Annotated in this window: 25 protein-coding genes; 8 read left to right on the top strand and 17 right to left on the bottom strand. The window is 68.5% G+C overall.

Annotated elements, in window-relative coordinates; all coding sequences use genetic code 11:
- Positions 1 to 87 precede the first annotated feature (87 nt).
- From KNJ79_RS01760 to KNJ79_RS01750, 3 genes are read left to right on the top strand one after another with little or no spacing between them, the layout of a single operon-like run.
- Positions 88 to 561: a VOC family protein gene (locus KNJ79_RS01760; protein ID WP_089216637.1), complete on the top strand. Its 474-nt coding sequence runs from the start codon at positions 88 to 90 to the stop codon at positions 559 to 561.
- A complete protein-coding gene (locus tag KNJ79_RS01755) occupies positions 558 to 887 on the top strand; it encodes an ArsR/SmtB family transcription factor (RefSeq protein WP_317152543.1) in 330 nt (109 codons plus the stop codon). The genes KNJ79_RS01760 and KNJ79_RS01755 overlap by 4 nt, the downstream gene beginning before the upstream one ends.
- Positions 884 to 1354, top strand: coding sequence for an SRPBCC domain-containing protein (locus tag KNJ79_RS01750; RefSeq protein ID WP_317152542.1), 471 nt, complete (start codon positions 884 to 886; stop codon positions 1352 to 1354). The genes KNJ79_RS01755 and KNJ79_RS01750 overlap by 4 nt, the downstream gene beginning before the upstream one ends.
- Before the next feature lie 374 nt (positions 1355 to 1728).
- Here KNJ79_RS01750 and KNJ79_RS01745 read toward each other — a convergent pair whose 3' ends face one another.
- The gene (locus KNJ79_RS01745; protein WP_317152541.1) at positions 1729 to 2586 is read right to left on the bottom strand and encodes a TauD/TfdA dioxygenase family protein; all 858 of its coding nucleotides are present in this window, start codon (positions 2584 to 2586) and stop codon (positions 1729 to 1731) included.
- A gap of 192 nt (positions 2587 to 2778) precedes the next feature.
- Between KNJ79_RS01745 and KNJ79_RS01740 the strand changes: the two genes are divergently transcribed.
- Entirely contained in the window at positions 2779 to 2982 is a 204-nt protein-coding gene (locus KNJ79_RS01740) for a dodecin family protein (RefSeq protein WP_089216633.1), read from the top strand.
- Here KNJ79_RS01740 and KNJ79_RS01735 read toward each other — a convergent pair.
- Entirely contained in the window at positions 2979 to 3863 is an 885-nt protein-coding gene (locus KNJ79_RS01735) for an arylamine N-acetyltransferase family protein (protein ID WP_317152540.1), read from the bottom strand. The two genes, KNJ79_RS01740 and KNJ79_RS01735, sit on opposite strands and share 4 nt — an antisense overlap.
- Before the next feature lie 147 nt (positions 3864 to 4010).
- On the opposite strand from KNJ79_RS01735, the gene KNJ79_RS01730 reads away from it, so the two are divergent.
- Both KNJ79_RS01730 and KNJ79_RS01725 read left to right on the top strand, forming a co-directional pair.
- Positions 4011 to 4541: a hypothetical protein gene (locus tag KNJ79_RS01730; protein WP_089216632.1), complete on the top strand. Its 531-nt coding sequence runs from the start codon at positions 4011 to 4013 to the stop codon at positions 4539 to 4541.
- A gap of 8 nt (positions 4542 to 4549) precedes the next feature.
- Positions 4550 to 4876 carry an antibiotic biosynthesis monooxygenase family protein gene (locus KNJ79_RS01725; protein WP_089216631.1) on the top strand — a complete coding sequence of 109 codons (327 nt, stop codon included), beginning with the start codon at positions 4550 to 4552 and terminating at the stop codon, positions 4874 to 4876.
- A 12-nt stretch (positions 4877 to 4888) separates the two neighbouring features.
- On the opposite strand, the gene KNJ79_RS01720 is transcribed toward KNJ79_RS01725, so the two are convergent.
- The 4 genes from KNJ79_RS01720 to KNJ79_RS01705 form a co-directional block, all read right to left on the bottom strand.
- Positions 4889 to 5317 (bottom strand): OsmC family protein, encoded by a 429-nt coding sequence (locus tag KNJ79_RS01720; RefSeq protein WP_089216630.1) that lies wholly within the window; start codon positions 5315 to 5317, stop codon positions 4889 to 4891.
- Between the two features lie 53 nt (positions 5318 to 5370).
- A complete protein-coding gene (locus KNJ79_RS01715) occupies positions 5371 to 5577 on the bottom strand; it encodes a DUF2061 domain-containing protein (RefSeq protein ID WP_317152539.1) in 207 nt (68 codons plus the stop codon).
- A gap of 106 nt (positions 5578 to 5683) precedes the next feature.
- The gene (locus KNJ79_RS01710; protein ID WP_089216628.1) at positions 5684 to 6016 is read right to left on the bottom strand and encodes a DUF962 domain-containing protein; all 333 of its coding nucleotides are present in this window, start codon (positions 6014 to 6016) and stop codon (positions 5684 to 5686) included.
- Between the two features lie 56 nt (positions 6017 to 6072).
- Positions 6073 to 7293, bottom strand: coding sequence for a polyhydroxyalkanoate depolymerase (locus KNJ79_RS01705; RefSeq protein WP_317152538.1), 1221 nt, complete (start codon positions 7291 to 7293; stop codon positions 6073 to 6075).
- Positions 7294 to 7467: 174 nt separating this feature from the next.
- Between KNJ79_RS01705 and KNJ79_RS01700 the strand changes: the two genes are divergently transcribed.
- Together KNJ79_RS01700 and KNJ79_RS01695 are read left to right on the top strand one after the other, a co-directional pair.
- Positions 7468 to 9270 (top strand): ABC transporter transmembrane domain-containing protein, encoded by a 1803-nt coding sequence (locus KNJ79_RS01700; RefSeq protein WP_317152537.1) that lies wholly within the window; start codon positions 7468 to 7470, stop codon positions 9268 to 9270.
- Positions 9271 to 9298: 28 nt separating this feature from the next.
- Positions 9299 to 9835: a DUF1993 domain-containing protein gene (locus KNJ79_RS01695; RefSeq protein ID WP_317152536.1), complete on the top strand. Its 537-nt coding sequence runs from the start codon at positions 9299 to 9301 to the stop codon at positions 9833 to 9835.
- A gap of 19 nt (positions 9836 to 9854) precedes the next feature.
- On the opposite strand, the gene KNJ79_RS01690 is transcribed toward KNJ79_RS01695, so the two are convergent.
- The 11 genes from KNJ79_RS01690 to KNJ79_RS01640 all read right to left on the bottom strand — a co-directional run bounded on the left by KNJ79_RS01690 (position 9855) and on the right by KNJ79_RS01640 (position 19795).
- Positions 9855 to 10280, bottom strand: coding sequence for an ExbD/TolR family protein (locus tag KNJ79_RS01690; RefSeq protein ID WP_089216624.1), 426 nt, complete (start codon positions 10278 to 10280; stop codon positions 9855 to 9857).
- 236 nt (positions 10281 to 10516) lie between these two features.
- Positions 10517 to 11635, bottom strand: a complete 1119-nt coding sequence (locus tag KNJ79_RS01685; RefSeq protein ID WP_089216623.1) for an OmpA family protein — start codon at positions 11633 to 11635, stop codon at positions 10517 to 10519.
- A gap of 131 nt (positions 11636 to 11766) precedes the next feature.
- Complete coding sequence (locus KNJ79_RS01680) at positions 11767 to 12219, bottom strand: DUF2793 domain-containing protein (protein ID WP_089216622.1); 453 nt, start codon at positions 12217 to 12219, stop codon at positions 11767 to 11769.
- A 33-nt stretch (positions 12220 to 12252) separates the two neighbouring features.
- Positions 12253 to 14430 carry a GTA baseplate fiber-binding domain-containing protein gene (locus KNJ79_RS01675; protein ID WP_317152535.1) on the bottom strand — a complete coding sequence of 726 codons (2178 nt, stop codon included), beginning with the start codon at positions 14428 to 14430 and terminating at the stop codon, positions 12253 to 12255.
- Positions 14431 to 14503: 73 nt separating this feature from the next.
- Entirely contained in the window at positions 14504 to 14923 is a 420-nt protein-coding gene (locus tag KNJ79_RS01670; protein ID WP_245836801.1) for a C40 family peptidase, read from the bottom strand.
- A complete protein-coding gene (locus KNJ79_RS01665) occupies positions 14916 to 15743 on the bottom strand; it encodes a DUF2163 domain-containing protein (RefSeq protein ID WP_317152534.1) in 828 nt (275 codons plus the stop codon). The genes KNJ79_RS01670 and KNJ79_RS01665 overlap by 8 nt, the downstream gene beginning before the upstream one ends.
- Positions 15737 to 18067 (bottom strand): DUF2460 domain-containing protein, encoded by a 2331-nt coding sequence (locus KNJ79_RS01660; protein ID WP_317153974.1) that lies wholly within the window; start codon positions 18065 to 18067, stop codon positions 15737 to 15739. Before KNJ79_RS01660 ends, KNJ79_RS01665 begins: the two co-directional genes overlap by 7 nt.
- A 179-nt stretch (positions 18068 to 18246) precedes the next feature.
- Positions 18247 to 18804: a tail tape measure protein gene (locus KNJ79_RS01655; protein ID WP_089216618.1), complete on the bottom strand. Its 558-nt coding sequence runs from the start codon at positions 18802 to 18804 to the stop codon at positions 18247 to 18249.
- Entirely contained in the window at positions 18797 to 18952 is a 156-nt protein-coding gene (locus KNJ79_RS01650; protein ID WP_089216617.1) for a phage tail assembly chaperone, read from the bottom strand. The genes KNJ79_RS01655 and KNJ79_RS01650 overlap by 8 nt, the downstream gene beginning before the upstream one ends.
- Before the next feature lie 124 nt (positions 18953 to 19076).
- A complete protein-coding gene (locus KNJ79_RS01645) occupies positions 19077 to 19334 on the bottom strand; it encodes a gene transfer agent family protein (RefSeq protein WP_394357189.1) in 258 nt (85 codons plus the stop codon).
- Between the two features lie 53 nt (positions 19335 to 19387).
- The gene (locus tag KNJ79_RS01640; protein WP_089216615.1) at positions 19388 to 19795 is read right to left on the bottom strand and encodes a phage tail tube protein; all 408 of its coding nucleotides are present in this window, start codon (positions 19793 to 19795) and stop codon (positions 19388 to 19390) included.
- Positions 19796 to 19842: the final 47 nt, after the last annotated feature.

Raw genomic sequence — 19842 nt, 5'->3', positions numbered from 1 at the left:
GATTCGTTGCCGGCGCGCCTATATACTTTCATTTTTCCGCAAATATTATAGAATAGGATCATCATTCCGAGTCGGAGGAGAAGCATCATGGCCGAATCCCACCGCCCGAAAGGGCTCGCTAGCGCGGTCAGCTATCGGGACAGCAAGGCGGCGTATCGCTGGCTCGAGGAGGCGTTCGGCTTCGAGCCGCTGTTCGTGCTGCTCGACGAGGACGGCAATCTTGCGCACAGCGAGATGGGCTATGGCCAGTCGGTGGTGATGGTCGGCAACGAATGGTCGGACGATCACCGGAGCCCGGCGTCGATCGGCGGCAAGAACACGCAGAGCGTCCACGTCCAGCTCGGCGCGGGCGAAGATATCGACGCGCATTGCGACCGCGCGCGCGGCGCGGGCGCCGCGATCATCGCCGAGCCCGAAACGCAATTCTATGGCGACCGCACCTATCGCGCCAAGGACCCCGAAGGGCATATCTGGACCTTCGGCGTCACGGTCGAGGCGAAAACCGCCGCCGAATGGGACGCCGAGGGTGGCTTCACCACCAAGACGCGGCTCGACGATTGAGCACGGGCCTGGACCGCACGCTCGCCGCGCTCGCCGACCCCGCGCGGCGGCGCGCGGTCGAGCTGCTCGGCGAGCGGCCGCGCAGCGCGGGCGAGCTCGCGCGCGACCTCGGCCTCGCGCCGCCCGCGATGAGCCGCCATTTGCGCACGCTGAAGGCCGGCGGGCTCGTCGAGGACGGGCATCCCGATTTCGACGCCCGCGTGCGCATCTATCGGCTCAAACACGGCGCGACCGACGAGCTCAAGGCGTGGCTCGCCGCGACCGAAGAACGCTGGACGCACCAGCTTGCCGCCTTCAAACATCACGTCGAGGCGGCGAGCGAATGAGCGGCGCCGCTGTCATCGTCGCGCTGCGCGTCGGCGCGACGCCCGCCGCCGCCTTTGCCGCCTTTACCGAGGGCATCGGCCGCTGGTGGACGAGCCACCCGCTCTTTCCGCTCTCGCCCAAGGGTGACGGCACGCTGCGCTTCGATCCCGCGGGGCCAGGCGGGCGCCTCGTCACGCGCTTCGACGATGGCGAGGAGTGGGAGATCGGCAGGGTAGCGGACTGGCGCCCCGGCGAACGCCTCAGCTTCGGCTGGCGCCTGCCGAGCTTCGCCGAGGATCAGGCGACCGAGGTCGAGGTGCGCTTCGAGGCGATCGGCGATGAAACGCGCGTCACGGTCGAACATCGCGGCTGGGACAATATCCCGCAGCGCCATGCCGCGCGCCACGGCTTCGAACTGATGCTGTTCCAGCGCCGTCTCGGCGAGCATTGGCAAGCGCTGCTCCGCAGGCTGAGCGGCGAATGCTGATCGCCCGATGCATCCCGCACAGCCGACCACTGGAAAGGCGCGGCACGCGCGCTAGAGCAAGATCACCTTTGACTGAATAGGCCGTGTGCTCCCGCGCAGGCGGGAGCCCATCTCCCGACCCTTCTGTCTTGAACCCCCCGGAGATGGGTCCCCGCCTGCGCGGGGACACACGCGCTTTCTCAAGCGCTTCATTCAAAGATGATCAGGCTCCAGAGTGTTTTCAAGTCAGGTGGAATCGCCTGACGGCTCGGAAATCACGGCAAAACAAGAGTCAGGGTCGGGACCCATAAATCTGCACCGTCCCCCGAGCGAAGACGAGGCTGCGAAGGACGAGCTGCGCGTCGCCTTCGGCCGCAAGCCCAAGGGGTGAAGGGTCAGCGCTCGTCCTTGTAGAAAGGCCGGTCGCCCGCGATCGTCACGCGCTCCATGCGGCGCACCGCGGGGAAATAGTCCGACGCGGCATAATGCTGCACCGCGCGATTGTCCCAGAAGGCGATCGAGTTCGCTTCCCAGCGAAAGCGGCACTGGAACTCGGGCACCGCGGCCTGCGCATAGAGATGCTGGAGCAGCCAGTCGCTCTCCTTCTCCGACAGCCCTTCGATATGGCTGGTGAAGGCGGTGTTGACATAAAGCGCCTGCTCGCCGGTTTCGGGGTGGGTGCGCACCACGGGGTGCGATTGCGGCGGATATTGGTCGTGCAACTCTTCGGGCCGCTTGCCGAGCCGCCTCGCAAAGACGCGGGCGATGTCGTGCGACGCGGTCAGGCCGCGGCAGAATTGCTGCATTGCCGGCGACAGGCTGCGGAACGCGGCGCCCATGTCGGCGAACAAGGTGTCGCCGCCGACCGGGGGCACCTCGACCGCGCGCAGGATCGAGCCGAGCGACGGCTCGGTGCGCCAGGTGACGTCGGAATGCCATGCATTTTCCTGCCCCTTCGAATCGGGGCCGTGCGCGATGTGGAGCACTTCGGGGTCGGGCTGGTCCTTCGGCGTCGCGGGGTGGATCTCGAGGCGGCCGAAGCGGCGCGCGAAGGCGATATGCTGCGCGGGCGTGATGTCCTGATCGCGAAAGAAGATCACCTTGTGCGCGAGCAGCGCGGCGCGGATTTCGGCGATCGCCCGATCATCCTGTTCTTCGCGAAGGTCGATGCCTGCAATCTCGGCACCGATGTGCGGCGTCAGCGGCGCCACCTGCAATCGTGTGAAACTGGCCTGCCCGGCGGCAATGTTCATGGCACCCTCTCCTTCGTCTCTTTTGCGAAGACATTAGGAACCTAAGGGTGCCGCGAGTCAAGCCGCCGCCGCCGCCGCGGGGCGCGCCGGTGAACCTTTCGGCCGCTGGGCCGTTATGTCCGAAAGGACGCACCGCCCCGCCGGGCGGCGGCGGCGTCCTTCCTTGCCGGCCCGGCCCAAGGGAGGCTTTTCATGTCCGTTGCCAAGGTCACCGAAATCATCGCCGCTTCGACCGTGGGAATCGAAGACGCCGTGCGGCAGGGCGTCCAGCGCGCGTCGAAAACCATCGACGGGATCGAAGCGGTCTGGGTCAAGGATATCAAGGCGCGCGTCGCCAAGGGCGACATCGTCGAATGGCGCTGCACGCTCAAGATCACCTTCGTCGTCAAGGATTAGGCGTCGATCTCCGCCGCTGCCGCGCGCTCGATCGCGGTGCGCCAGTGCGGCCGGACGGTCAGATGGAAATGCTCGGCGAGCGCGCGCTCGATCGCGTCGGCGGTCAGATAATGCCGCTCGCTCGTCCCGTCGGCGCGGCGGATCGTCAGCCGGTTGTCGCGCAGCGCATAGCGCGCCTCCGCGGTCGTGCGCGCGGCGATCAGCTGGTGGCGGAAATGCGAGGCGGGATGCGTCGCGGTGTACCAGTTGGCGACCTCATAATCTATCGCCGGCGGCACCGCGTCGTCGATGACATAGACCGGCATCCATTCGCCGTCGATCCGGGTCCGCACCGACCATTGGCCGCTGTGCCGTGCGATGCGATAGGCCTCGTGCACGGTCGGCTGCGCGGCCTCGACGTCCATCGCGAGCGGCTGCGGCGGCACTGCCGACCCGAAGCCGACGTCGACGAGCCACGGCCGGCCGCCCAGCCGCACGCGGATCACCATATGGCTGCGCGGCGTCGGCGGCGCCCCGGCGGGCTGCATCCAGCGCACGCGGCCGAGCAGCCCTTCGGCATCGAAGCCGATGGCGCGCAGCACGCGCAGGAACAGCCCATTCTGTTCGAAGCAATAGCCGCCGCGCCGCTGGTCGATCAGCTTCGCCGCGACCGCATCGGCGCCGATGTCGACATTGCCCTCGACGAGCGCGTCGATCGCCTCGAACGGGATCGCCGCGATATGCGCGGCCTGCAATGCGCGCAGCACGCCGGGCGTCGGTTCGGCGGGGCCGGCATAGCCGATCCGATCGAAATAGCGCCGCAACAGATTATCGCCGGACGTGGCAAGCCGTGTATTCAGCCTGTCGGAAACGGAGGAAAAAGGGCGGTACAGCATCGGCATGTCTCCGGGTCGCGAATCGTCGGCCCTTTGATGCAAGCTCAACCACGGTTTAGATCAAGCGAAAATCCGACGAGGACCGGTCCATCCCCGAATCGGCTTCAAATATTGCGGCCGTTCGTGGCATGATGCCGCACGAAGGGAGTTGCCATGACCAACAATTTCGCCCCTCACACGCTGCTGCTCGGCGCCATGCTGTCGCTCGGCGCCTGCGGCCAGAGCGCGGACAAGAGCGCCGCCGACGGCGCCGCCGCGACGTCGCCCGCTCCGTCGGCCGACGCGACGGCTCCCGCGAAAGGCGCCGAAGACACCGGCCTTTCCGCCTATGTCGGCAAATATCCGTTCGACGAGGTGAACGGCGTCGCATGGAGCGACCATCCGGCGGTCAAGGCGGGGCTCGCCGCGACCGTCACCGACCCCAAGATCCGCGAGACGATCGCAACGCGCGCCGGCCCCTCGGCACCGATCGAAATATATGAAGGAAAGGTCATGGCATGGGCGTGCGAGGCGCATAATTGCGGCCCGCACCAATGGGCGGTGCTGGTCGACCCCGCGAGCGGCGCCACCGACGCCTGCTATTATGACGAAGCGGTCGACAGCGGCCGCGCGCACTGGTTCCTCGCCGCCGGCAAGGAGGAATGGCGCGACGGCAATTGCCAGCTCGGGCAGGAAGAGAGCTGAGCGAAACCATGTTCGTCGCGGCCTATTGGTGGAAGGTGAAACCGGGCAAGGAGGAGCAATTTCGCGCGGCGTGGCGCCGCGGGACCGAATTGATCCGCGAAAAATACGGCTCGCTCGGCTCGCGCCTGCATCGCGAGGATATGCCCGGCGGCGGCACGCGTTTCGTCGGCATCGCCGAATGGCCCGACCGCGCGACATGGCAGGCCGCCTTCGACGCCAAAATGGCCTATGACGAGCCGGCGACGCGCGCTGCCTTCGTCGATGCGATCGCCGAAGCCGCCGACGAACCGCTGCTGCTGCTCGAAGTCACCGACGATCTGCTCGACCGCGGGTGAAGGGATCAATACCTAGCTTTCGAGCGTGTATTCGAGGGTGATCTCGCAGTTCAGCAGCTTCGAAATCGGGCAGTTCGCCTTGGCATTGGCGGCGATGCCGGCAAATTCGCCGCCGTCGATAGCCGGCACTTTCGCGGTCAGGGTCAGCGCCGAGCGGGTCACCGAAAAACCGTCGCCATCCTTGTCGAGCGTCACCTCCGCCCTGGTATCGAGCTGACCGTCGCTATGCCCCGCCGCCGCGAGCGCGAAAGACAGCGCCATGGTGAAGCAGGCAGCGTGCGCCGCCGCGATCAGTTCTTCGGGATTGGTGCCGGGGCCATCCTCGAAACGCGAAGCAAAACCATAGGGCTCGCCGTCGAGCGCGCCGCGCTTCGTCCAGATATGCCCTTTGCCGTCCTTGCCGAGCCCTTCGTAACGGGCGGTTGCGCTGTTCACGGTCATTCGCTTTCTCCTTCGATTCTGCATAACGGCACCGCCGCGAGCGGAGTTCCGTATCAGGCGAACGCCGGTCGGGTATGCTGCGCACCGGCACGCTTCCACGCCCTTTCATGAAAGAAGAAGGCGACGGCGTTGATACAGGGCTCGACCAGCGCGATTCCGCCGGCAACATGCGCCGATCCGGTCATCGCATAGGCGACGCTGAACCCGATCGTCAGGTGCAGCGACAGATAGGTGAAGGTCTTGGTCAAATCGCGCGGCATCAGCCCGTCTCCATCCAGAACAGGCGAAGAAATTAGGAATGACTCGCAATAAGCGCCAGTGCAGGCTTTCGTTCACTCTGATCGAAATCCCGCCGCGAGCGCCGGCTCAGCGGGCGACGCCGGCCCTGTCGAGTTCGCGGCCGAGCCGCCCGGTCAGCCACAGCGCCCACATTCTGAAATCGGCGGCGAGGCTCCACAGCGGATAGGTGAAGGTCGCCGGGCGGTTCTTTTCGATCCCGAAATGCGCCACCCAGGCAAAGGCATAGCCCGCCACCGGCAGCGCCGCGAGCGCCCACCAGCGCCCGCTCAGCAGCGCCGCCAGCGCGATCAGGACGACTAGGCTCGTCCCGACATAATGCAGCGCCCGCGTCCAGGGCTTGCTGTGCTCGCGCAGGTAAAAGGGCCAGAAATCGGCGAAAGTGGCATATACGCGCGCCATCGCACGAGAATGCGCCGCGCACCGGATCGCGTCAAGGCGCCCGATCGCCGGCGGTTCTACCCGCCGTTGGCGCGGATCCACTCCTCGACCACCGGCGCGATCTCCTCGCGCCACTTACGGCCATTGAAGATGCCGTAATGGCCGACGCCCCTCGCCATCAGATAGCGCTGCTTCCCGGCCGGCAGCGCCTTGGCCAGCGTCAGCGCCGCCTTGGTCTGGCCGATCCCCGAAATATCGTCGCGCTCGCCCTCGATCGCGAGCAGGCCGATGTCCTCGATCGCGTTCGGATCGACGATCTTGCCGCGATGCTCGAATTCGCCCCTGGGCAACAGGTGGCGCTGGAACACCGCATCGACGGTCTGCAGATAGAATTCGGCGGTCATGTCGCAGACCGCGCGATATTCGTCGTAGAAATCCTTGGTCTTGTCGGCGCTCTCGCCGTCGCCCTCGACCAGATGCTTGAACATCTCCCAATGGCTCATCATGTGGTTGCCGAGGTTCATCGACATGAAGCCGGCGAGCTGCAGGAAGCCCGGATAGACGCGGCGCCCCGCGCCCGGATACCAGGCCGGCACCGTCGCGATGACATTTTCCTGGAACCAGGCATAGGGCCGCGTCGTCGCATGCTGGTTGACCGCGGTCGGCGCCTTGCGCGTGTCGATCGGCCCGCCCATCATCGTCAGCGTGCGCGGCCGGCACTTATGCTTCTCGGCCGCCATGACCGCCGCGGCGGCATAGCAGGGAACCGACGGCTGGCACACCGCGAGCACATGCGCGCCCGGCCCGATATGTTCGAGCCAGCCGATCAGATAGTCGATATAATCGTCGAGATCGAACTTGCCCGCTTCGAGCGGGACGTTGCGCGCATCGCGCCAGTCGGTGATCCACACGTCGTGGCGCGGCAGCATCCGCTCGACCGTGCCGCGAAGCAGGGTCGCATAATGACCCGACATCGGCGCGACGATCAACAGCTTCGGCGCGTCCTTCGCGCCCTCGTGCCTGAAATGCTTCAACTGGCCAAAGGGTTTGCGCGCCTCGATCTTTTCGGTCACCCGCACCGTCTCGCCATCGACTTCGGTTTCATAGAGGTCGAAGCCCGGCTTGCCACGCGGCGCGGAAGCGTGCGCGAAGACCTCGAGCGCCGAGGCGAACATCGGACTGCCGCTGAAATAGCCGAGCGGGTTGGCGGGGTGCTGCATGACCTGCGCACCCGCGGTTGCGAGCGCGCTCGCGCCGGCGAGCCAGCTCTTCTGCATGTCAAAGGCGTGATAAAGCATGTATCGAAATGTCCTTGCGTCCGTCCGGGTGCTCTGACGGCGCCTCGGGCCCGCCATGTTAGGCCATCGGCGCCATTGTGCAACGCATCATTTGAGCCCGCTTCAAGCCCCATGAAGCAGGACGCCATTCTCAGGCGTTGAGCGCCGCACCCGCGGCTGCTAGGGCCGTGCGCGATGGCGACTTCACCCGACCAATCCGCCCCGACCCAGCCCCAGGAACCGCGCCGCCGCAAGCTCGGCAGCCTTCGCATGATCTGGCGCTATGCGAGCCGCTATCCGCTGCAACTGATCGTCGCGGCGATCGCGCTCGGGGTCGCCGCGCTCGCAACCCTCGCCATCCCCTGGCAGTTCAAGGCGATGATCGACAGCGGTTTCGTCGCCGGCGGCGGCGACGTCGCCCCGCATTTCCGCCTCTTCTATGTCATCGTCGTCCTGCTCGCGCTCGCGACCGCGCTGCGCTTCTATTTCGTGAGCTGGCTCGGCGAGCGCACCGTCGCCGACATCCGCCAGGCGGTCCAGCGCAACCTGCTGCGCCTCGCTCCCGGCTTCTTCGAGGAAAACCGGCCGTCGGAAATCGCCTCGCGCATGACGTCGGACACCGCGATCATCGAACAGGTCGTCGGCACCACCGTCTCGGTCGCGCTGCGCAACCTCGTGATGGGCATCGGCGGCATCGTTTATCTCTTCACTCTGTCGCCCGCGCTCACGGCCGGCATGTTGGTCGGCATTCCGGTGATCATCCTGCCGATCGTGCTGCTCGGCCGGCGCCTCCAGTCGGTTTCGCGCACCAGCCAGGACCGTGTCGCCGACATCGGCGCGACCACCGCCGAGCAGCTGGGCGCCATGAAGATCGTTCAGGCTTTCGGGCAGGAAGCGCGCGAAGCCGACCGCTTCACCACCGCGGTTGAGGCCAATTTCGCGACGGCCAAGCGCCGCATCCGCCTGCGCGCGATCATCACCGCGACGGTGATCGGCCTGCTCTTCGGCGCGATCACCACCCTGCTCTGGTACGGCGCGGCGGGCGTCGCGGCGGGGACGATCACCGGCGGCACCATCGCCGCCTTCGTCCTCACCGGCGGGCTCGTCGCGGGCGCGTTCGGCGCGCTCACCGAAGTCTATGGCGACCTCCTCCGCGCCGCGGGCGCCGCCGAGCGCTTGAGCGAGCTGCTCCACGCCGAACCTGCGATCGCGCCGCCTGCCCATCCCCGGCCGCTGCCTCAGCCCGCCACCGGGACGCTCGAATTCGCGGCCGTCGAGTTCCGCTATCCGACCCGCCCCGACACCGCAGCCTTGCACGATTTTTCGCTCGCCATCCGCCCGCGCGAGACCGTGGCGATCGTTGGCCCCTCGGGCGCCGGTAAATCGACCCTCTTCCAGCTCGCCGAGCGCTTCTATGACCCGCAGGCGGGCGAGATCCGCCTCGACGGCGTCGCGCTGACCGAGGCCGATCCCGCCGACATCCGCGCGCGCATCGCGATGGTGCCGCAGGAGACGGTGATCTTCGCCGCCTCGGCGCGCGACAATCTGCGCTACGGCAATTGGCTGGCGAGCGACGAGGAGTTGTGGGAAGCCGCGCGTGCCGCCAATGCCGAAGAGTTTTTGCGCAAGCTGCCGCAAGGCCTCGACACCTTCATGGGCGAGGGCGGCGCGCGGCTGTCGGGCGGCCAGCGCCAGCGCGTCGCGATCGCCCGCGCGCTGCTGCGCCGCGCCCCGCTGCTCCTGCTCGACGAAGCAACCTCGGCGCTCGACGCCGAGTCCGAACGGCTCGTCCAGGACGCGCTCGAGGCGCTGATGCACGACCGCACGACGATCGTCATCGCGCACCGCCTCGCGACCGTCCGCGCCGCCGACCGCATCATCGTCATGGACGAAGGCCGCATCGTCGAGGAGGGCCGCCACGACGATCTCGTCGCCGCCGATGGCCTCTACGCCCGCCTCGCACGCCTGCAATTCCAGGACAATCTGGCACCTGCCTGACATTTTTCACGAAAGAGGGATCGACCCCATGCTCTATGCGATGACCATTCCCGCCTATGTCAACGGCCTCACCGCTCTGTCGGGCCAACTCGACAAGGCGCTCGCCTGGGGTGCCGACAACAATGTCGACGAGCTTCAGTTCGCCGCCGCGCGGCTCGCGCCCGACATGTTCCCGCTCGCGTCGCAGGTGCATTTCACCTGCGCGCAGGCGCTTCAGGGCGCGACGCGCCTCGGCGCGCCGGGTGCCCCGCAGATCAGCGAGGATGCTGAGGATTTTGCCGGATTTCAGGCGCAGATCGCAGAGACGCTCGGCTGGCTCGATACCGTCGATGCCGGCGCGATCGACCGCGACCCCGATCGCCCGGTCGATTTCACTTTACCCAATGGCATGGCGTTCGACATGACCGCCGTCACTTACGTGCGCGACTGGGCGCAGCCGCAATTTTATTTCCATCTCGTCGCGGCCTATGCCGTGATGCGCCACATGGGGGTGCCGCTCGGCAAGCCCGACTATGTCAGCTATATGATGGCGTATCTTCGCCCCGGCACCGCGCCCGCCGCTTGAGCGACTGGGCGGCCGGACGTCAGATCAGCTCGCGATATTGCGCAATCCCCGGGAAAGCGATCCGCGTTCCGCCGTTGCGCCGGATCGCGCCGATCGCTGCGTCGACGCGCAGGTAACGCGCCCGCGCCTCGGGCTCGAGCATCAGCGTTGCCGGCTCGGCGCGCTCCGACGCCCGCTTCACCAGCAGCCCCAGTTCGGCGAGATCGACCGCTTCGCCGTTCCAGCGGATGATGTCGGCCGCGTCGATCGTGATACGGTTCCGATCGCGAATATCGACAGGCAGCGCGGCGTCGGACGGTAGCGTTACATCGACGCTGTGCGTGGGCGGCGGAACCGTGATGATGAACATCACCAGCATGACGAGCATCACATCGATCAGCGGCGTCGTGTTGATCATCGGGTCGGCATTTGGGTCGGTCCGAAAAATGCTGCGGCGTCGGCGCATCGTGTCTCTCCCTCTCGGGCGGCCGACCCGTCCCCTTTGCAGGCACCCCGGCCGCATGCGAACCGGCGCTGCGAGATATGCCCCGGCTTCATCTGTTATGGTATAACATAATAGAGAAAGCGCAAATAAAAAGCAGCAATCGGCAGCAAGGCACAATCGACGCATAAAGAAAGGGCGGCACCTTTCGGCACCGCCCCCTCTTTTCATCCAGTCCCCGTCGGGATTGGAAACCGGTCTTACATGCCCGAACCCGGACCGTAAGTGATTTCCACGCGACGGTTCTGGTCGTTGCGGACACCGTCGGCGGTCGCAACGGCCGGACGGGTTTCGCCGAACGCCTCGGTCATAATCGAGCTGTCGGCAACGCCGCGAGCCGTCATATAGGCCTTCACGGCATCGGCGCGACGCTGCGACAGACCGACGTTGTACTTGGCCGAACCCGAACGGTCGGCGTGACCGGCGAGCATGACCTGCTGACCGCTGCAGCCCTGGTTGTAGGCGCTGATCGCATTGTCCAGCGTCGAAGCCGCTTCGGGCGTAATCGCCGACTGATCCCAGTCGAAGTAGACGATATACGGTCCCGGCGAGCATACCGGCGGAGGCGGCGGCGGCGGCGGGGGAGGCGGCGGCGGCGGCGGGGGAGGCGGCGGCGGAGCCGGCGGCGGCGGCGGTTCAGCCCCACCGAAGTTATAGGTCAGCGTGCCGAGAATCGAGTGCGAACGGAAGCGCGTCGAAACGTCGCGACCGGCCTGATCGACCAGGTCAAGACCGCTTGCATTGAAGAAGCGATACTTGATGCCGGCATCCCAGTTGCGGGTCAGCGGCGCACGAATGCCCGCAATCGCCTGCCAGGCGAAACCCGTATCCGAATCGTCGAGGAACGGACCGGCGAAAACCGGCTCGACCGAGACGCGGGCGACACCCGCACCGCCGCCGACGAAGCCCTGCAGGCCGTCGTCGTCGCCGAAGTCGAACATGCCGTTGACCATGAAGCTCAGAGCATTGCTGTCACCGTTCAGGTCGGTGGTGCCGACGAACGGCGTCCCCGAACCCGAAGCCGATTGCGGAATGCCGGGAGCGCTGAAACGGCCGCTCTGGATATCCGCTTCACGATAGCCGACTTCGACTTCCGCACGGAACGTGCCGAAATCGTAACCGACGGTGCCTTCAAAATCATAGCCAGTACCGTGATCGAGCGTACCCGCATTATCAATGGTGCCAATGTCGAGATCCATGTCCTCGACGAGCATCACACCGCCACCAACTCCCACATACCAGGAGTTGTCGCGCGCCATTGCTGGCGACGACGCAAGGGCAGTAGAGGCCAATGCCACCGCGACGGCTAGCTTCCTCATAGTAGATTCCCCTTTCAATTGAGATTTACGTCTCGTCAGACGTTCTACTCGTCGCTTTGGTTCCACGCAAGATGACAAATCGCCAATCTGTTGCCGAAAAGTCGCACTATCGTCGTTAAAAAAAGGAAAAATCAGCCCACGATCAGAAGACCATGCGCCGAAAGACAGGAAATCAGGGCGCCGATAACCGCTCTCGCCTCAGTATCGACAACCGCCCCTCCGGCCGGCGCGGCGATCGCGGGAGGTGCCGACCACGTCGCGCCGTCGAAACAAAGGCATAGCCCGTCGTCGAGGCGCGTGACGCGCATTCCCGCGCGCGGCGCGACGAACCGCCAGCCACCCGCCGTCCACAGCGCCAGCGTTCCGGGCTCGCCGGCCCAGGCGCCCGTCGGCGCGGCGCCGACCAGCCAGACCTGCCCGGCCAGCGGCGTTTCCGGCGGATCGTTTTGCGGCCCCGCCTCGACCGTCGGCACGACCAGAGCATCGAGCAGGGTCAGCGCTTCATTGTGCGTCACCTCCTTCTGCGCCTGCGCGACGGCGAGCAATGGCAGTGAAAAGCGCGCGGTAATCGGGGAATCGGTCATGATCGGCCTTTCTGATATTCTATTGCCTCGAGCCTAGCCCAGCGCGACGGTGAGAGGGTCGGAGAGGGCGAGGTCGCCGACTTGCCGGATTTCCATCGCGACGCCGCCGGCAAGGCCCGCCGCCATCGCCGCATCGAGATGCAGCAGCGGCCGATCGCACTCCCACGGACCGAGCCCCGGGACCGCGGGGTCGAGCGCGACGCGATAGCGTTCGCGGCTCTCGCCCGGCGGCAGGTCGACCTCGTCGCGCCAGCCCGTGTCGAGGCGGCTGCGGCGCGTCCACTCGACGATCAGACCGCCTTCGCCGTCGCCCGACACGCGCGGATGGACCGGCGACAGCGGCCGCACCGCCTGCCCGCCTGACGGAACGGCAAGCTCGGTGAGCGCCACATCGTTGCGCTCGGCCCATTGCACCCGCGCGGCGCCGCTCGCCGCCCAGCCCGCGAGATCCTCCGGCAGCATCAGAGCGCCGGCATCGTCGAGGCTCAGGAAAGGCGCGCCGGCCGCATGTTCGCTGTCGCAAGCGGTGCCCGCGCGGCCGCGAAGCAGGCGCGAGAGCCGCCAAAGCGTCGGCGACAGCGGCTCGGCGAGCTGGAACTGGATCAGTTCGCCGCCGATCATCGCGCGATTGGCGCCGCCCAAAAGCTGGGCATGGCTCACCGACTCGAACGCCATCGACGCATTATCGAGTTCGACGATGACAACATGGGCTTCGTCGACCAGATCGGGACTCCCCGGCGCGAGCGCAGCCGCGAGCACCCCCATCGCCGCCGCCGGCCGCAGCGAACCGAGCGCGACCGGCTCGGCCTCCGCCGCCGGCACGAACCAGCAGTCGGCGCCGCGCCAGCCGTCGTTGCTTCCCGCACCCGCGACGGCGATCCGCGCGGCCGTGGCGGCGGAAGCGCCGATCGACGGCAGATCGAACAGCCGCACGACGCCGGTCGCGTCGGGCCAGTCGGGCGCGCTCACGGGCACCCCAGGGTCGGCCGGAACGCCGGCGTCGGCGAGCGGCTGATGCCGCAGCAGCTCGATCGTCACGCCGCTGGCCTTCACCGTCCGCCGGGCGAGGCGCCACACGCTCGCGTCGGCCAGCGCGATTCGTCCGCCGACCGGCAGCGCCATCGCGGCGAGGTCGGCCTGCCACACGCAAGTTTCGCGCCCGTCGGCCGCGGCCGCTGCGAGCCGCCGCGCCAGGCCGCGCGCAGCCGCTGCGGGAAGCGCCGCGGGCAGGTCGATCCGCTCCTCCCGCGCGCCGCCTCCCGCGACCGCATGGCTTTGCTGTCCCAGCTGATAGTCGCGTCCGGGTTCATAATGGCGCAGGCGAATCAGGCCGGGAAGCGCCGAGAGCGGGGCGCGGCGCTGCTCGACCCGGTCGCTCGCCGCTTCGCCGCCGCGCGCCTCGCGAAAATCGGCGAGCGCCACCATGTCGCCCGCAAGCGATGCCGGTGCGATCTGCCACCCGTCGCTTCGGCTCACCAGCCGCGCCGCATCGACCTCGAACAGCGGCGCGAGCGCGTCGCGCGCGCGGTCGCCCGACGCCGCATAGCCCGAAAGCGGCCATTGTCCGGCGCACCGCCCCGCCTCGCCGAGCAGCGTGTCGCCGATCAGCCCCGCGTCGATGTCTCCCGCATCGGCCTCGACCTCGAAAGTCAGCGAGGGGATGCGATTGCCGAAGCTCGCAAGGTCCAGCTCCTCGAATAGCGCATAAGCGGTCCCGCGGAACGCGCTCGCCGACCCGCTGCCGACCGCCGAGGCGATCAGCGGGTCGACCGCCTGATCCTCGCTCCCGTCGTACCAGCGAAAGGTGCAGCGTTCCTTGAACGTCCCGCTCGCGCTGCGCAGCAGATTGCCGTCGGCCCATATCCGCCGGATCGCGCGCACCCGCCGCGACGACAGCGCGACCGCCATCGACACCGCATAGCTATATTCGGTCACCGACGGCCGCCCCTTGCCGCCGCCGCTCTTCGCCCGCCGTTCGATCAGGTCGGTCGCCCAGATCACGCTGCCGGCGACGCGCATCGTCCCGAACAGCTGCGGGATCTGCTGGCCATAGGTCGATGCCTGCACCTTCAGGTCGGCGAGCCGCGGCCCCTCGCGCCCCTTCGGCGCAAAGATCGCCGCATCGGCCTGCCGCCCGATCGCCGCGCCCAGCGCCGCCCCGACCGGCCCGCCCACGATCCCGCCGACCACCGTCAGCACCAAAGTCGCCATCAAAATGCTCCCGATTATCCCATGCACCCCTCCCGCTTGCGGGATGGGCAGCGAGACTTGCGAGCTTGCTCGCTTAGTCGCAGCGGGGTGGGCCTTCCCCAAGCCGCCACCGCGCCATCGCGCCCGGCGCCCCGCCGAGCGGCGTCTCGACCACCCGCCGCAACCCGGCATGGGCATGAACGAAACTCCGCTCACCGATCAGCCCCAGATGAAATTGCCCCGCCGGCAGCGCGAACAAGGCCGCGTCCCCCACCCGCGCATCCGCGATCGGATGGAACCCCGCCGCGACCAACGCCGCCTCGACCCGCGCCCGCGACCACCCGCGCAGCGGATAACCCACCGGCCGCACCAGCCGCCGCCCGGCGGCGGCATAGGCCGCCCACACGAGCCCGACGCAATCGAGTCCCGTCGCCGCCTCGCACCCCTGCCGCCGGAACCGCACCCCGACCATCGTCCGCGCCGCGGCAAAGGCGCGCGCGCCGGCGTCATCCACCGGGATAGCGCGTCAGCAAATCATTCCCCGGCAGATGCGCCTCGCCGCGAAAATTCGCTGCATTGCCGAACCGGTCGCGGCACGTCGCAAGCTGCCTGTCGCACCCTTCGGTCAACCGCACCCGCACCGGCGCGCCGACATCGAAGGGCGGCATCTCGGCGAGCGTCAGCACCGCACCCGCCTCGCCGATCACCGCGCTCGCGAGCCCGCACGCCGGCCCTTCGATCCACAAAAGCTCGCCGAACGCCATCGTCCCCGCCGGCGCCGCGCCGTCGAGCGTCACCGCGCGCCCGTCGACCGCGACGACGCGCCGCCAGTGCGTGCGCGGCGCCAAGTCGACCCGGCACGCCCGGTCGCCGAGCGTCGCGCGGCACGACGGCGAGGTCGCCGGGCACACCGGCCGGTCGAGCGCGCGCGTCACCCCCTGCAACTCGGCGGTAAACGCCGCCCCGCGCCGCTCGACCGCGCCGAGCACCCCGCGCGCGACCGTCACCGGCGCCGTTTCGGGCGCGCTCCAGTCGGTCACGAACAAGGTCAGCGCGGCGCCGTCCCAGCGCCCCGCGTCGAGGTCGCGCGCCGCGATCGCATCGCTCGCGATCGCACCTTCGAGGTCGAGCGTCTCGACGTCGAGCGCATCGCTCGTCTCGAGCGCCGAGGGCTTCATCCCCGGCGCCGCGCGATAGGCGATGCCGTCCACAATCAGGTCGCGGTCGTGCGAGGTCAGCCCGATCACCACCCCGTCGCGCCGCGACAGCCGCCAGCACCAGGCGAGCGTCACCAGTTCTTCGCGCAGCCAGTCGGGCGCGGCCCCCATCACCATGGCGCGCGCACCTCGACCAGCGGAACGCTCGCCAGCTCGCCCGCGAGGAAGGTCGCGCGGCTCACCTCGAGCCGGTCCTCGGCAAAGCGCACCGGCACGTCGAACAGGAACCCGGCGCGCACCACCGCCCCAGCGATCGGCGCCGCATCGAGCAACACCTCGCCATCGCCGGTCATCGCGAAAGCCGCGGTCTCGACCCCGTCGATCGACACGCGCACGCTGTCCGCGACCGGCAGGCGGATCGCACGCTCCTGCACCGCGTCGCCATCGCCATAATGTTTGACGAGCGCGAACTGCCGCCGGCTACCGTCGCCATAGCCGAGCCGCTGGTCGCTCGCGGTCGGCAGTCCGTCGTCCGCCGCCGAACTCTGGTCGAACGGATCGCGAAAACGGAACGCCCGCGCCGCCCCGCGCCGCGCGCGAAAAAAGTCGATCAACATCCGCACATCGGCTTCGGACCGGATTCCCGGCCCCGCGTCATAGCGCATCCGCGCCTCGGCCCATTCGCTCGCGCGCTGTTCGTGCCCCGACGGCGAGCTGACGATCTGGGTCGAAAATTCGGTGACCGCCAGCGCCTCGCGCCCGATCGCCAGCGGGAAATCCACCGCATCATAAGCCTGCACCTCGCCCTCCTCTTCCTCGCCATCGAACGCCACAAAGCCGTCGCGCGCGACCTGCGGCAGCGCCCAGACGAAGCTCCGCGCCACCCCGGCACGCCGCGCTGCCTCGGCCGCGGCGGCGATCGGCGCCCACAGCGCGCGATCTTCGCCATTCAGCACGAAGCCTGCGAAATAATGCTGCTGCCCGGCCGGATAGCCGAGCCGCCGGATCATCGCGTCGCGCGCGCCGGCGGTCTCCGCCCCGCGCCCGCCCGTCACCCAGTCATAATCCTCGAGCTGCAGCACATCGAACGCCGGCGCCGCCCAGCCGGCCGGCACATTGGCGCGCCGCAGCTCGGGCGCATAGGGGTCGAGCACGGTGGGCAGAAAGACGAGCAAATGGCTCGTCAGCCCGGCCGCCCCCGCTTCGTCGCGCGCCGCATCGACCAGCGCCGCGGTCGATGCCGCGAGCAGCCCGCCGAGCGCGTCGAGCATCGCCGCCTGCCCCGCATCGAGCGCCCCGCGCACATCGGCAATCGCGACGCTCGCGCTCCCCAGCGCGGCGGTCGCCGCCGCATCATAGGCGCAGATCCGCCCGTCCGGATTGACCCACCACCACGGCTCGCCGACCTGGAATTTGACGTCGAGCCCCGCCGCGGCGGCAATCCCGACAAAGGCGCGCGCGACCGCTTGCAAATATCCCATCGCCGCACCGTTCGCGGGCGACAGCAGGGTCGACGGCGGCACCCATCCGGTCAGCGCCGGCGCCCCGGCTGCATCGCGCTGCTTCCACGCCTCGGGGCAATAAGCGTCGAACAATTCATAGGACAGCGACCAGATGATCCCCAGCCCCGCATCGCGGCACGCGGCGGCAAAGGCGGCGTGCCACGCCGCCGTCGACGCATTGAGCGCCCCGCCATCGGCGCTGACCGCAAAGCCGCCGCCCGCCGCCTCCAGCCGCATATAATGGCTCATCCCGACATAATGGACGACGTCGCCGCGATAGCCGAGCGCGACCATTTGCCGCACCACCCGCGCAGGCGTCAGATGATAGCTGTCGTCATAGCCGTTCGCGATCCCCAGCCCATGTTCGGGCAGCATCGCATCGCCGGTCGCAAGCACCGATCCCGATCCGGTGCAGGTGATCGCGCTCATCTCGGCCCAGCCCTCGACGGGCGCCGCGAGCGCGGCTTCGGTCAGGTCATAATCGGGCGGCACCAGCGAGACGAACATCCGGTCGATATCGCCCGCCCACACCGGATCGGCCTCGCCGGGCAGCAGGAAGCCACCGTCGAGCGCGTCGAAATCGAGGCTGACGACGGCATCCTCGGGCGATCCCGACGCATAATTCCACAGCCGCACATACCAGGCGCGCGCATTCCCTTCGGCATCGCGTCCCTCGATCGTCAAGGTCGGCCCGTGCAGCGCGTCGAGCGGCTTCACCCCGCCCGACCGCCAGCGAAAGCTGAGCCGCGTGCCGCGAAAATCGCGCTTCGTCTCATAGGCGAGCAGCGGGTGGTCCCAGCGATCCTCGGCCTCCCAGATCAGCCCCGCGAGGTCCTGCCGGTTGTAAAACGCCGCCTCGACGCGCAGCGCCGCCGGCGCCGTCGTCACCACGCTCGCCATCATCGGGCGCGCGAAATCGACGGTCCAGAAGCGCGGATCGAAGCGCTTGATCCACCCCTTGCGATGATGCGGCTCGGCCGCGACGAGCGCCCAGCCCATCACGGACGTCCTCCCCTCCCGCTTGCGGGAGGGGCAGCGAGACTTGCGGACTTGTCCGCTAGTCGCAGCGGGGTGGGCCATGGCTCCGTCGCTGGCCCACCCCCGACCCCTCCCGCAAGCGGGAGGGGAGAAACGGCGCCGCGTTCGAAAATCATTCTCTCCATCATGCCGCTGCCCCCCTACTCCTCCGCCGCCACCGCGCGCCGCACCGCACGCGCCAGCTGCCGGCCGGTCTGCGCGAGCCGCTGCGGCTCGGCCGCCCCGCCGCCCTGCACATTCACCGTGATCGCGATGTTGCGCACGCCCGCGCCGCCCGCTGCCTCGATCCGCCCGCTTGCGGTGGGCACGAACAGCTCGGGTCCGTTTTCGCCGACGCGATAGGCGCGCCCCGCGCTCACCGGCCCGCCCGTCGCGCGCCCCGGCACCCCCAGCAGCGAGAGCAGCGCCCCCTGCCCCGCCGACACCAGCCCGCCGCCGCCAAAGATGGCGCCGAGCCCGCCCGAAATCGCCGACCGCGCAATGTCGTTCATCGCCGCCAGCGCGGCGCGCTTCAGATCCTCGAACCCCAGCTTGCCGCTCAGCACCGCGCGCATCAGCGCCCGCTCGATCCCGCGCCCCGCATCGTCGGCGGCCGAGACCAAAGGCCCGGCCAACTCGCTCCGCATCGCGGCAATGTCGCGCCGGAACGCCTCGGTATCGGCGCGCACCGCGACGACCATCTCATCGACCTCATCCATCGGGACATTGCTCCATCATCGCCGCCAGCGCGCCGCGATCGACGCCGGCGCTCTCCGCCTCGGGCATCCACGCCGCCAGCACCGCCGCGACATCGGCCGGCGTCGCCGCCCACAATTCCTCGGGCCGCCACCCTGCCACCCGCGCCATCACACCGGCCAAGCCCAGCGCGACCGCCCCGACTCCCCTCTCCCGCTCGCGGGAGGGGCAGCGAGACTTGCGGGCTTGCCCGCTAGTCGCAGCGGGGTGGGCCGCTCCTTCATCGCCCGCCACCTCACCGCCCCCGCACGATCTGCCCGAGCAGCATCCGCAAAGCCGGCGTCACCGCCGCCAGCCCCTGCGCGACCACCGCCTCGCCGACCGCCTCGCGCGTCAGCCCCGCGGGCCGCTCGCGCAGGCAATGCCAGAACAGCGCCGCCAGCTCGCCGAGCCTGAGCCCGCCGCCGGCGGCGCGCTCGACCAGCGCGAACAGCGGCCCCAGCTCCTCCTCGGCGGCGACCAGCGCCGCAAAGCTCGGCCGCAGCACATGCATATTTTCGCCGATGCGCAGCTCCGCCTCGCCGCGCAGCGGATTGGCTCCCGCGCTCACAGGCTCACCACCGGGCCGCTCGACTCCAGGCTCAGCACATATTGCCGCTCGCCGTTATAATCGCCCGAATAGTCGAGCCGCGTGACGAGGAAGCGCCCCTCCATCCGCTCGCCGCTCTCGAAACTCAGCTGGAAATCGTCGATCGTCCCGGCGAGCGCCTGGGCGCGCAGCCGCGTCTCGGCGTCGGAGCCGGTGAAAATCCCCGCCGCGCTCACCGACACCGACCGCACCCCCGCGCCCGACAGCAGCTCGCGCCAGCCCCCCGATTCCTTGGTCGTGACGTTCACCGCTTCGCCGTTCACCGACAGCTGCGTCGTGCGCAGTCCGGCGACGGTCCGATAGGCCGGGGGCGCCGACCCGTCGCCGATCTTGAGCAGAAAAGCGCTCCCATTTTCGACTGCCATCGTTTATTCTCCTCAACACAAATCATCCGAAAAACGGGGAGAAAGAG

Source organism: Sphingopyxis indica, from assembly GCF_032879645.1.
Taxonomy (GTDB): Bacteria; Pseudomonadota; Alphaproteobacteria; order Sphingomonadales; family Sphingomonadaceae; genus Sphingopyxis; species Sphingopyxis indica.
The sequence above is the reverse complement of the archived record's forward strand: the minus strand, read 5'-3'. Positions and strand labels throughout refer to the sequence as shown.

What these genes read in the sequence shown, in the direction of transcription:
- KNJ79_RS01740 (WP_089216633.1), top strand. Translation starts at nt 2,779, where the DNA reads ATGTCCGTTGCCAAGGTCACCGAAATCATCGCCGCTTCGACCGTGGGA.
- KNJ79_RS01735 (WP_317152540.1), bottom strand. Translation starts at nt 3,863, where the DNA reads ATGCCGATGCTGTACCGCCCTTTTTCCTCCGTTTCCGACAGGCTGAAT.
- KNJ79_RS01675 (WP_317152535.1), bottom strand. Translation starts at nt 14,430, where the DNA reads ATGGCGACTTTGGTGCTGACGGTGGTCGGCGGGATCGTGGGCGGGCCG.
- KNJ79_RS01665 (WP_317152534.1), bottom strand. Translation starts at nt 15,743, where the DNA reads ATGGTGATGGGGGCCGCGCCCGACTGGCTGCGCGAAGAACTGGTGACG.
- KNJ79_RS01685 (WP_089216623.1), bottom strand. Translation starts at nt 11,635, where the DNA reads ATGAGGAAGCTAGCCGTCGCGGTGGCATTGGCCTCTACTGCCCTTGCG.
- KNJ79_RS01745 (WP_317152541.1), bottom strand. Translation starts at nt 2,586, where the DNA reads ATGAACATTGCCGCCGGGCAGGCCAGTTTCACACGATTGCAGGTGGCG.
- KNJ79_RS01730 (WP_089216632.1), top strand. Translation starts at nt 4,011, where the DNA reads ATGACCAACAATTTCGCCCCTCACACGCTGCTGCTCGGCGCCATGCTG.
- KNJ79_RS01660 (WP_317153974.1), bottom strand. Translation starts at nt 18,067, where the DNA reads ATGGGCTGGGCGCTCGTCGCGGCCGAGCCGCATCATCGCAAGGGGTGG.
- KNJ79_RS01750 (WP_317152542.1), top strand. Translation starts at nt 884, where the DNA reads ATGAGCGGCGCCGCTGTCATCGTCGCGCTGCGCGTCGGCGCGACGCCC.
- KNJ79_RS01680 (WP_089216622.1), bottom strand. Translation starts at nt 12,219, where the DNA reads ATGACCGATTCCCCGATTACCGCGCGCTTTTCACTGCCATTGCTCGCC.
- KNJ79_RS01695 (WP_317152536.1), top strand. Translation starts at nt 9,299, where the DNA reads ATGCTCTATGCGATGACCATTCCCGCCTATGTCAACGGCCTCACCGCT.
- KNJ79_RS01715 (WP_317152539.1), bottom strand. Translation starts at nt 5,577, where the DNA reads ATGCCGCGCGATTTGACCAAGACCTTCACCTATCTGTCGCTGCACCTG.
- KNJ79_RS01725 (WP_089216631.1), top strand. Translation starts at nt 4,550, where the DNA reads ATGTTCGTCGCGGCCTATTGGTGGAAGGTGAAACCGGGCAAGGAGGAG.
- KNJ79_RS01760 (WP_089216637.1), top strand. Translation starts at nt 88, where the DNA reads ATGGCCGAATCCCACCGCCCGAAAGGGCTCGCTAGCGCGGTCAGCTAT.
- KNJ79_RS01710 (WP_089216628.1), bottom strand. Translation starts at nt 6,016, where the DNA reads ATGGCGCGCGTATATGCCACTTTCGCCGATTTCTGGCCCTTTTACCTG.
- KNJ79_RS01655 (WP_089216618.1), bottom strand. Translation starts at nt 18,804, where the DNA reads ATGGATGAGGTCGATGAGATGGTCGTCGCGGTGCGCGCCGATACCGAG.
- KNJ79_RS01640 (WP_089216615.1), bottom strand. Translation starts at nt 19,795, where the DNA reads ATGGCAGTCGAAAATGGGAGCGCTTTTCTGCTCAAGATCGGCGACGGG.
- KNJ79_RS01690 (WP_089216624.1), bottom strand. Translation starts at nt 10,280, where the DNA reads ATGCGCCGACGCCGCAGCATTTTTCGGACCGACCCAAATGCCGACCCG.
- KNJ79_RS01650 (WP_089216617.1), bottom strand. Translation starts at nt 18,952, where the DNA reads ATGGCGCGGGTGGCAGGGTGGCGGCCCGAGGAATTGTGGGCGGCGACG.
- KNJ79_RS01645 (WP_394357189.1), bottom strand. Translation starts at nt 19,334, where the DNA reads ATGCATGTGCTGCGGCCGAGCTTTGCGGCGCTGGTCGCCGCCGAGGAG.
- KNJ79_RS01705 (WP_317152538.1), bottom strand. Translation starts at nt 7,293, where the DNA reads ATGCTTTATCACGCCTTTGACATGCAGAAGAGCTGGCTCGCCGGCGCG.
- KNJ79_RS01700 (WP_317152537.1), top strand. Translation starts at nt 7,468, where the DNA reads ATGGCGACTTCACCCGACCAATCCGCCCCGACCCAGCCCCAGGAACCG.
- KNJ79_RS01720 (WP_089216630.1), bottom strand. Translation starts at nt 5,317, where the DNA reads ATGACCGTGAACAGCGCAACCGCCCGTTACGAAGGGCTCGGCAAGGAC.